The following is a 9,464-nucleotide window of genomic DNA, read 5'->3' as shown; positions in this document are numbered from 1 at the left end:
AGCGGGGCTCGCGGCAGGGGCTTGGTGGCAACGCGAAAGGCGAGATCCAACAATGGATCGAAGCGGTGCAGCAGACGCGAGAGGAGGATCATCGTCCGTACACTATCGCGGCTGATCTTGACCTCAGCGCCGCTACGAAAGCCTGGATTTTCGGCAATCCGCCGCAGGGTCAACACGGCCATCGCCAAGGCCCATAGGCAAAAATCGCGCATACCGGTTTGTTCTGCAGGAATCTGTAGGGTAAAGGTCAGGGCGTCGCGCAGGTGCTGTGCGGCCAGGGCAAGCATCTCTTGTAAAAAGCCCTGAAACCGTGGGTCACGCATACCCGGCTGCAGCGCCTCCGGCTCCAGGCCATGGGCCTGCAAGCGATCCCGGGGCAACCACAGCACCCCGCGCTCCCAATCGGTCCAAAGATCCTTGAGGATATTCGTCATTTGCAGACCTTGGCCAAAGGAAACCGCCAACGCCTCGAGAGGAGCGCCACCGTCGCGCATGCGGGGCTCATGCTCGAGAAACAGAGTGGTCAGCATCTCTCCAACAACACCGGCCACCACATAGCAGTACCGATCCATATCGGCCTGATCGATGAGCCCGGCGCGAGAGGCGCGACGCTGATACTCCGCCATTCCTTCCCCCATGATCTCCACACAGCGGATCAGGGCGGCCTGCTGTATCGCATTGAAAGAATGGGTGAGAGCAACGACTTCGGCGCTGTGGGCAATGAGATCATGCTCGCCCGCCGGCATTTCCGTGGCCATCCGCGCACCAAAACCAGCAGCAAACTCCGCTGCCGGCACTTCCCGACGCAGTACCTGCAAAAAGACCTTCTGCCAGTGCGCCTTTTCCTCGCCATCCAGCAAGGGATCATCTTCGATGGTATCGGCAATGCGGCAGAGCAAGTAGCCGTTGCCGACGGCCTCTTGGAGACCTGCGGGGAGACAGGGTATGGTGAGGGCAAAGGTGCGCGAAACCCGCTGCAGGCTCGCAGTCTGGTACCGCAGCAAGGCTTCCCGATCGCTGCGTTCTGGGGCCAAACCCATGTTGTCGGTCATTTACCATCCATGCCGAAAGAATCAAGGCGGGACTGTAAACGCCACCGCCCTTTCTGGCAAGTTGTGGGAGGCTGGTCAGAAGGCGAGGATCTCCCGCTTTTGCCCCGGGGGCAGGGAACTGATGATGCTTTGGATGCGCGTGAGAATACCGGAACGATCATTGGTAAAGCGAATCCCCATGGCCGGCGGATTGCCGTCGCGATTGTCCTTGGGCATGATCCAAATGACTTTTCCCTGCACTGGAGTGCGTTGGCCATTGTCTGGCAGGGTGATCATCAACAGCACATCCGCCCCCATGGGTAGCAGGTTCTGGGTTTCGACAAGAATGCCACCACCCCGCACCAGCGGCAGAAAATAACGCTGCACCGACTCGGCATCGCGCAAGACCACCGACAGCGCCCGCGCCGCCGGATCAATCGTCGTCATGACTCGTCACCTCCAAAAAACCAACGCCACAAGAGGCGTTCCATGCGCATGGAGATCTGCAGGTTTTGCCGCTGCTCCTGCGCCAATCGCAACCAGGCCTGGTAGTCTTCCCAGACGGCATCTTCGGAACGAGCAAGAGTCCTCTTGGGAAATTCCGTGTGTACCGTAGCTACGTTGTGATGTAGTCGAAAAATCTCGGCGTGCAAATCCAGCATCAGGTCGCGCAACAAGGCAACGCGCTCCTCGTCTTTGCTCCATTGTGCCGCGAGCTCCCAAACTACTGCACTCTGCACCTGCGGCGCGAGCAACTGTTGTCGCGTCTGCTGTACTTCTGCCCACAGGGCACTTTCGAACAATGCCAGGGCATAAGCAGGACGCTGCGCGTAGCGCTGGGCAAGGACCGCCGCCGCATCCTCTGGCAAGCCGCTGGCACGTAAATAGGCGGCACAGGCCGCCGGTGCGGGCGCTGGCATGGGTAGGCGTTGGCAGCGTGACCGGATGGTTGGCAGCAAACGTGCCGGCGCACTGCTCAGCAGCACAATGCGAGCACGTGGCGGCGGCTCCTCCAATCCTTTGAGCAGGGCATTGGCGGCAGCCGTGCGCATTTGTTCCGCAGCGAGGATGCGCAGCACCCGTACCGCCCCTACCTGGGGAGCAAAAGCGAGAAACTCCAGGCCTTCGCGAATGGCATCGATGCCCAGGGCCTTGCCGCCCTCGGAACTGATTTCCAGATAATCGGGATGCGTACCGGCGGCGAGCAAGCGACAGGAAGGGCAGCCAGCGCAGGCTTGCCCCTGCCCTGTCCGACAGAGCCAAAGGCGCAGCAGTTGCTCGCTCCACTCTGCCGCCAAGCCGTCCGGCGCCCCTTCCAGCAGCAGCGACTGCGAAAGTCCTTGGGCCTGATCGGCTTGCAGCCAAGCCGGAGGGGTAAAAAATTCGGTTGAATATTTATGCATTGCCTGCACGACGAGCGGGAACCCGCGCCTGCAAAGCCTGTTGGAGCTGCATCTCTACCTCCGGCAGGGGGAGGCCGGCGTCGATGCGACAGAAACGTTTGGGTTCGGCCGCTGCACGTTCGGCAAAGCTCGCCCGCGCCCGACGGAAGAAAGCGATACTCTCCTGCTCTAGACGATCGGGTCGCCGTTCACGGATACGCTCGGCTGCTAATGCCGGATCGATGTCTAGCCAGAAGGTGAGATCCGGCTGCGGGCTGATCTCCGCCCACCGCGACAAGGCGGCAATGCGTGCTGCCGGCAGACCCCGACCACCCCCCTGATAGGCAAAACTCGAGTCCTCGAAACGGTCACAGAGCAGTACCTTACCAGCGGCCAGGGCCGGCCGGATGCGTGTGCGTAGATGGTTGTAGCGTGCCGCATACAGTAGCAACAGTTCTTCTTCGGCATCGAGCTGCAAATCTGGATTCAGAAAGACGCCGCGCAGCGCCTCGCCCAACGGCCCGCCTCCAGGCTCTCGGCTGCACTCCACCCCATAGCCCAACTCCTCGAGCTGCTTCGCCAGAAAAGGCAGGACGGTACTTTTTCCCGCCCCCTCGATGCCCTCCAGGGTAATGAAGATGCCAGTCGTCTGACTCATGGCGTGCGTCCCGTTTGCAGATAGCGTTGAATCTGTTGCTGATGTTCGGCATAGCCCTTGGAGTAGTGATATTCGGCTCCTTTGGCAATGAAGTACAGATCGTCACTGGGTGCCGGGTGGAGAACCGCTTCCAGAGCCTGCAGGGAAGGCATGGCAATCGGACTTGGCGGCAGCCCCGGATGAAGGTAGGTATTGTAAGGACTTTGCACCCGCATCTGCTGGGGTTGCAGGTGGCCATCGTAGTCCTTGCCCAAGGCATAGATGACCGTAGGATCGGACTGCAGGGGCATTCCCGCCCGCAGCCGATTGAGAAAGACCGCGGCAATCCGTTGCTGCTGGCTCGCCGGCGCGCCCTCGCGCTGAACGATGGAAGCCAAAATGAGAGCCTGGTAAGGGTTCTGCACAGGTAAATTCGCAGCGCGTTTTGGCCAGGCTACCTGCACTTGCTGTTGCAAGGCCTGGGCGGCCTGCTGCAGTACCTGCAGGGCAGGTTCCCCCGGTACATAGCGGTAGCTCTGCGGGAGCAAACAGCCTTCCGCCGACTTACGGTCAGCACAGAGGGAAGACAAGTGTGCCGGCAACTGCGACGCTGGCGGTAAACCCTGCAACTCCAGATAGGGGCTGTGCTGCAACTGCTGATAGACCTGGCGTAGGGTCGCGCCGGGTACGATGGTAAAATTCAGCGGCTGCGAGCGTCCTTCCCGGAGGGCCGACAATACCCCCGAAAGGGTTGTGCCGCGGTGGAAGACATAGAGACCAGCATGCAGGGGTGGGCGTCCTAGGGCTCGCCAATACAAATGAAAAACGAGGGGCGAGGATAGCAATCCATGCCGCTGCAGGCTGCGGATACTGGCGTCCACACTCGCCCCTTGGCGAATGGGTACCGTAACCCCAGTGGCAGGCAGCGATAGCGGGTGATAGAGAGCCCAAAACACCCAGCCGCAGAGCGCCGCCGTGGCAAGCACCAGCACGCCCAGCAGGCGCAGTATCCAGCGCCTCATGCAGCCTCCGGAAAAAGGCCCAGCTGACGATGCCAGTCGGCAAGGCGCTGGGCCAAAGTTCCCGAAGCACCCGGCAGTTCCCGTTCCTGCCAGCGCCGGACCGGCCAAAAGCCGATGAGACTGTTACAAAAGAAGATCTCCTCGGCAACAAGCAGGGCTGGCGGTGCCAGACGCAGCCGGTGCACCTGCCAGCCCCAGGTAGCCAATCGTTGCAAGATTGCCGAGAGTTGGATCCCGGTAACGCCGCCATCACCCAGGTCTGGGGTAAAAATCTGCGCACCTTGCCGCCAAAATAGGTTGCTCTGGATACCCTCCCGCAGAAAACCCTCGCGGTCGCAGAGCACTGCCTCCTGCCAATCCGGTGGCAGACCACGACGAGCCATAATCTGATTGAGGCGATTCAGGGATTTTAGGGTCAGGTAAGGCGCACCACTTTGCAGAGGCACCATCGATAGCCCGGCCGCCACTCCCTCCTGCCAATAGGCGGCTGGGCGCTGCGGCCAATCCTGGAGTATGAAGAGCAACTCGCCCGGGCTAGCTGGGGGTGTCGCATAGCCCGCGCCCTCCCGACGTGCCAACACGATTTTTAGCACCAGGGCAGCGGGCGTTTCGGCCTGGGAAAGCGCCCGTTGCAACTGCTGCCAGTAGGTGAGCAATTGGGCGTCATCGAGCAGATCGATCCCCAACAGCTCGGCACCGCGTCGCAGGCGAGCGAGGTGTTCTGCCCAAAAGAGCGGCTGCCCACGAATGACAGCAATGGTCTCGAAGAGACCATCGCCAAACTGCACGGCACGAGAGAGGGGAAAAGGGGCGCTTTGGATTACCCCATCGATACTGCAGGCGAGGACGGCCATGCCTCCTCAGTCGTGATATTTACGGAAAACGAGGCTGCTGTTGGTGCCACCAAACCCGAAGGAATTACTGAGAGCCACCTCGATATTGCGTGCGCGCGCCAGATTGGGAACGTAATCGAGATCGCAACCCTCACCCGGCCGTTCCAGGTTGATGGTGGGCGGCAACACGCCATGGTGCAGAGCGAGGGTGGTGAATACCGCCTCGATGCCACCGGCGGCACCCAGCAAATGTCCGGTCATCGACTTGGTCGAACTCATCGCCAAACGCCGGGCATGCTCCCCAAAGACGGCCTTGACGGCTTCCGTCTCGGCAAGGTCGCCCGGAGGCGTAGAGGTACCATGGGCGTTGATGTAATCGACGGCATCCACAGGCAAACCGGCATTCTGCAGGGCAACTCGCATACAACGAGCGGCACCTTCGCCACCCGCGGCCGGTTGGGTCATGTGGAAGGCATCGGCGCTCATGCCATACCCCGCCACTTCGGCATAAATGCGTGCTCCGCGGCGACGAGCAAATTCCAATTCTTCGAGAACGAGAATTCCGGCACCCTCGGCAAGGACGAAACCATCGCGATCTGCATCCCAGGGCCGGCTGGCTTTTTCAGGTTCGTCGTTACGCGTGGAAAGGGCTCGCGCTGCCGAAAAACCGCCCAATCCCAGAGGACTGATGGCTGCCTCCGCACCACCGGCAATCATCACATCGGCATCCCCATACTCGATGAGTCGCGCCGCATCGCCAATGGAGTGGGTTGCGGTAGAGCATGCCGTGGCCATGGCAATGTTCGGACCCTTGGCGCCGTAGAGGATGGAGACGTGCCCGGAAACCATGTTGACGATACAGCGAGGGATGAAGAAGGGAGAAATGCGTCGTGGACCGTTCTCGACCACTACAGTGTGTTCCGCCTCGATACCGGGTAGACCGCCAATGCCACTACCAATGGAAACACCCACCCGCTCGGCAATCTCAGGCGTGATCTGTAGACCGGCATCTTCCATCGCCTCCATGGTCGCGGCCAAGCCGTAGTGGATAAAGAGTTCCATCTTGCGGGCTTCTTTAACCGACAAGTACTGACCCACGTCGAAGCCTTTGACCTCTCCAGCGATTTGGGAAGGGTACGGTTCGGGGTCGATGCGCGTCACCCGCGCAATGCCGCTACGACCGTGGACGATGCTATCCCAGGCAGCGGGCACCCCAATGCCGACCGGAGACACGATTCCCAGGCCGGTAACAACAACTCGTCTTTTCAAAGAGGGCTCTCCAAGCTCGGGCAAAAAATGCGCTCAGGCATCCTGCTTGGGGAGATGGGCACTGATGTAATCGATGGCCTGCTGAACGGTGGAAATCTTTTCGGCTTCTTCGTCGGGGATTTCGCAATCGAATTCCTCTTCGAGGGCCATCACCAGCTCCACGTTATCGAGAGAGTCGGCGCCCAGATCATCGGCAAAAGAGGCCTCGTTGGTCACCTCGTCTTCGTTGACGCCCAACTGCTCGACGACCACTTTTTTTACACGTGCTGCGACATCATCCATAGGAGAAACTCCTCAGTTGGTGAAAATTATTTTCGGCGGAATTGGACCACAGCTGACGCGGTCCTGTAAAGGTAAAGGACTTACCCCATCCACAGGCCGCCATTCACCTGCAAGGTTTCACCGGTGATGTAGGCGGCCTGCTCGGAGGCGAGAAAGGCTACTGCAGCGGCAACATCCTCGGGGCTACCGAGACGGGCGGCGGGAATCTGCTGCAGTAGTGACTGGCGCTGCGCCTCGTTCAAGACGGCGGTCATGTCGGTTGCGATGAAGCCCGGCGCCACACAGTTTACGGTTACCCCACGAGCAGCCACTTCCCGCGCCAGGGCGCGACTGAAGCCCATGACACCGGCCTTGGCAGCGGCATAGTTACTCTGGCCAGCGTTGCCCATAATACCCACTACCGAGGTAATGCTGACGATGCGGCCGTATTGCGCCTTGATCATGTCGCGCACACAAAGACGACTGAGACGGTAGACAGCGCGCAGATTGGTTTGGAGAACGCGATCCCAGTCCTCGTCCTTCATACGTAACAGCAATTGATCGCGAGTGATGCCGGCATTGTTGACGAGAATGCTCGGTGCGCCAAAGTCGGCGCGGATCTCGGCCAGGACCGCGTCCATGGCGGCGTCGTCGGTAACATCGAGGACATATCCGCGCCCCCGCGCACCCAAACGGGCCGACAAGGCGGCGGCACCCTCGACGCTGGTGGCAGTAGCCAGCACCTGCACCCCTGCGGCCAGCAAGGCATCGACGATGGCCGCACCAATACCCCGGCTGCCCCCGGTAACGAGGGCAAGCTGCCCGCTGCGCGCGGCGGACATCAGAGATCCTCCAGGGCGGTCACAAAACTCTTTTCGTCATCGAGCGCCAACATCCGTAAACTCGGTTCGATGCGCTTGCCAAGACCAGAGAGCACCTTGCCTGGCCCCATCTCGGCAAAGGTCGTGGCGCCCTGGCGAGCGAGAAAACGAATGCTTTCCGTCCAGCGTACCGGAGAGTAGATCTGTTTGCGCAAGGCTTCGCGAATCGACTCGGGATCGCGGTGGCTGTGCGCATCGACATTGTGTACGAGGAGGATATTGGGGCTACGCAACTCCACCGCGGCGAGATCGGCGGCAAACTGCTCCGCTGCTTCCCGCATCAGCGAGCAGTGACTGGGAACACTGACTGGCAGGAGCACGACTTTTTTGGCGCCGGCATCCTTGGCGCGCTCGCTCAGGCGCTCCACCGCCGCCCGATGGCCAGCCACGACAATCTGCCCCGGCGCATTGAGGTTGGCCAATTCGAGGACTTCACCGTGGGCCTCGCGCTGGCAGAGAGCCAGCAAGTCTTCCTCGGCAATACCGAGTACCGCAGCCATGGCCCCGGTCCCCTCGGGAACCGCATTCTGCATGAGTTCACCACGACGCTGCACGAGGCGCAAGGCGTCGGCAAAATCGAGGCTGCCCGCCACCACCAAAGCAGCATATTCGCCCAAAGAATGACCGGCGACAAAATCCGGGGGAGCACCGCCCTCCTCCTCCCAGGCGCGAAACATGGCATAGTCGGCAGTGAGCATCAGGGGTTGGGTCCAGCGTGTCTGGTTCAACTCCTCGATCGGCCCTTCCTGGGCAAGCTGCCAAAGATCTCGATGGACCAGCTCCGAGGCCTCGGCGAAAACCTCGCGCAACACCGGGCGCGTCTTGCTGATGGCCGCGAGCATACCGATGGACTGTGATCCTTGACCAGGAAAAACGAAGGCTATGGAACCCTGCACTGCACTCTCCTCGATTCGTACCAGAGGGACTCGCCCTCAAACCCAGCGTAGCAGGGCCGAGCCCCAGGTAAAACCACCCCCAAACGCCTCGAGCAGGAGCAACTGCCCGGGACGGAAACAATTTTGCTGCGCGGCGCTATCCAGGGCCAGGGGCACCGATGCCGCCGAGACATTGCCGTGCTCTCCCACGGTCACGACAACGCGTTCCATGGGCAAATTGAGCTTGTCGGCCGTCGCCTGAATGATGCGGATATTGGCCTGATGCGGCACCAGCCAGTCGATATCCTTCCCCTCCAGACCATTGGCTGCCAAGGTTTCTTGGACGATATCGCCAAGGGCCCGCACGGCCATACGAAAGACAGCATTCCCCTGCATTTGCAGGTACGATTCGTCCACCGCCACCTGCAGGAGTTCGGCATAGCGGCCATCGGCATGCAGGTGAGTAGAGAGTATCCCTGGGGTATCGGCGGCTTGCAGAATCACGGCACCGGCGCCGTCACCAAAGAGAATGCAGGTGCTACGATCTTTCCAGTCGACGATGCGCGACATGGTTTCTACGCCAATCACCAAGGCCCTCCGGGCAGCGCCGGTGCGCAGAAATTGATCGGCCGTGGCCAGGGCATAAATAAAGCCGGTGCATACCGCTTGTACGTCGAAGGCGGCGGCGCCTTGGTTACCCAGACGCGCCTGCACCAAGCAGGCAGTGCTTGGGAAAATTTGATCCGGGGTGGTGGTCGCCACGATGATCAAATCGATATCCGCTGCCTGCAAGCCGGCTTGCTGCAAGGCGCGCTCGGCGGCACGGGTCGCCATATCGACACTGCCCTGCCCCTCCGCCGCGATGTGGCGCTGACGAATACCGGTGCGCGTCACGATCCACTCATCGCTGGTATCGACCCAGGTGCTTAGTTCGTGATTGTCGAGGATGCGCTCGGGCAGGTAGGAGCCCGTCGCAATGAGTTGGCTGTAGGTAGGCATCAGGCGCTGCTGCGGATCCCTTGATGGAGGTCGGCGGGTACGACCTTCTTGGCGATTTCGAGGGTGAGACGGTGCCGCGCCTCGGCAATCGCCACCTCCACCGCCCGCGCAAAGGCTAGGCGATCGGCATTGCCATGGCTCTTGATGATGATACCGTTCAGGCCCAATAGCGTGGCACCATTGTATTGCCGCGAATCAAGACGTCGCCGCAGGCTTTGGAGGATTGGCCGATTGATGAGATAGGCAAGACGACCATAGAAACTGCGGGTATAAC

General features: G+C 60.8%; 11 protein-coding genes and 1 pseudogene. All 12 read right to left on the bottom strand.

The genetic code is table 11. The annotated features are described in order from the left end of the window. The coding region (locus RTI30_RS10345; protein ID WP_312283734.1) for a phytoene/squalene synthase family protein at window positions 1-1,052 on the bottom strand (1,052 nt) is incomplete at its 3' end. A 75-nt stretch (window positions 1,053-1,127) separates the two neighbouring features. Next, on the bottom strand, window positions 1,128-1,478 hold the full coding sequence (locus tag RTI30_RS10340; RefSeq protein ID WP_312261103.1) for a PilZ domain-containing protein: 351 nt from the start codon (window positions 1,476-1,478) through the stop codon (window positions 1,128-1,130). Continuing rightward, complete coding sequence (locus RTI30_RS10335; protein WP_312261101.1) at window positions 1,475-2,434, bottom strand: DNA polymerase III subunit delta; 960 nt, start codon at window positions 2,432-2,434, stop codon at window positions 1,475-1,477. The genes RTI30_RS10340 and RTI30_RS10335 overlap by 4 nt, the downstream gene beginning before the upstream one ends. Continuing rightward, a complete protein-coding gene (gene tmk, locus RTI30_RS10330) occupies window positions 2,427-3,071 on the bottom strand; it encodes a dTMP kinase (RefSeq protein ID WP_312261099.1) in 645 nt (214 codons plus the stop codon). The genes RTI30_RS10335 and tmk overlap by 8 nt, the downstream gene beginning before the upstream one ends. Then, entirely contained in the window at window positions 3,068-4,072 is a 1,005-nt protein-coding gene (mltG, locus tag RTI30_RS10325) for an endolytic transglycosylase MltG (protein WP_312261097.1), read from the bottom strand. The genes tmk and mltG overlap by 4 nt, the downstream gene beginning before the upstream one ends. Further along, the gene (locus RTI30_RS10320) at window positions 4,069-4,926 is read right to left on the bottom strand and encodes an aminotransferase class IV (protein WP_312261095.1); all 858 of its coding nucleotides are present in this window, start codon (window positions 4,924-4,926) and stop codon (window positions 4,069-4,071) included. The genes mltG and RTI30_RS10320 overlap by 4 nt, the downstream gene beginning before the upstream one ends. 6 nt (window positions 4,927-4,932) lie before the next feature. Then, on the bottom strand, window positions 4,933-6,174 hold the full coding sequence (gene fabF / locus RTI30_RS10315) for a beta-ketoacyl-ACP synthase II (RefSeq protein WP_312261093.1): 1,242 nt from the start codon (window positions 6,172-6,174) through the stop codon (window positions 4,933-4,935). A 33-nt stretch (window positions 6,175-6,207) separates the two neighbouring features. After that, entirely contained in the window at window positions 6,208-6,456 is a 249-nt protein-coding gene (gene acpP, locus RTI30_RS10310; protein WP_312261091.1) for an acyl carrier protein, read from the bottom strand. An 80-nt stretch (window positions 6,457-6,536) separates the two neighbouring features. Then, window positions 6,537-7,277: a 3-oxoacyl-ACP reductase FabG gene (gene fabG / locus RTI30_RS10305; RefSeq protein WP_312261089.1), complete on the bottom strand. Its 741-nt coding sequence runs from the start codon at window positions 7,275-7,277 to the stop codon at window positions 6,537-6,539. Continuing rightward, the gene (gene fabD / locus RTI30_RS10300; protein WP_312261087.1) at window positions 7,277-8,212 is read right to left on the bottom strand and encodes an ACP S-malonyltransferase; all 936 of its coding nucleotides are present in this window, start codon (window positions 8,210-8,212) and stop codon (window positions 7,277-7,279) included. Before fabD ends, fabG begins: the two co-directional genes overlap by 1 nt. Window positions 8,213-8,248: 36 nt before the next feature. After that, a complete protein-coding gene (locus RTI30_RS10295; protein ID WP_312261085.1) occupies window positions 8,249-9,190 on the bottom strand; it encodes a beta-ketoacyl-ACP synthase III in 942 nt (313 codons plus the stop codon). Further along, window positions 9,190-9,464: pseudogene (locus tag RTI30_RS10290) on the bottom strand (phosphate acyltransferase); the annotation flags it as partial. The gene RTI30_RS10295 and the pseudogene RTI30_RS10290, both read right to left, overlap by 1 nt.

It is taken from the genome of Candidatus Igneacidithiobacillus taiwanensis, from assembly GCF_031962545.1.
In the GTDB taxonomy this organism is placed as follows: domain Bacteria; phylum Pseudomonadota; class Gammaproteobacteria; order Acidithiobacillales; family Acidithiobacillaceae; genus Igneacidithiobacillus; species Igneacidithiobacillus taiwanensis.
Note: the sequence above shows the minus strand (reverse complement) of the source record. Positions and strands in the feature narration are given on the sequence as shown.

Coding starts and splice junctions, on each gene's coding strand:
- RTI30_RS10340 (WP_312261103.1), bottom strand. CDS start 1,478: ATGACGACGATTGATCCGGCGGCGCGGGCGCTGTCGGTGGTCTTGCGC.
- RTI30_RS10335 (WP_312261101.1), bottom strand. CDS start 2,434: ATGCATAAATATTCAACCGAATTTTTTACCCCTCCGGCTTGGCTGCAA.
- tmk (WP_312261099.1), bottom strand. CDS start 3,071: ATGAGTCAGACGACTGGCATCTTCATTACCCTGGAGGGCATCGAGGGG.
- mltG (WP_312261097.1), bottom strand. CDS start 4,072: ATGAGGCGCTGGATACTGCGCCTGCTGGGCGTGCTGGTGCTTGCCACG.
- RTI30_RS10320 (WP_312261095.1), bottom strand. CDS start 4,926: ATGGCCGTCCTCGCCTGCAGTATCGATGGGGTAATCCAAAGCGCCCCT.
- acpP (WP_312261091.1), bottom strand. CDS start 6,456: ATGGATGATGTCGCAGCACGTGTAAAAAAAGTGGTCGTCGAGCAGTTG.
- fabG (WP_312261089.1), bottom strand. CDS start 7,277: ATGTCCGCCGCGCGCAGCGGGCAGCTTGCCCTCGTTACCGGGGGCAGC.
- RTI30_RS10295 (WP_312261085.1), bottom strand. CDS start 9,190: ATGCCTACCTACAGCCAACTCATTGCGACGGGCTCCTACCTGCCCGAG.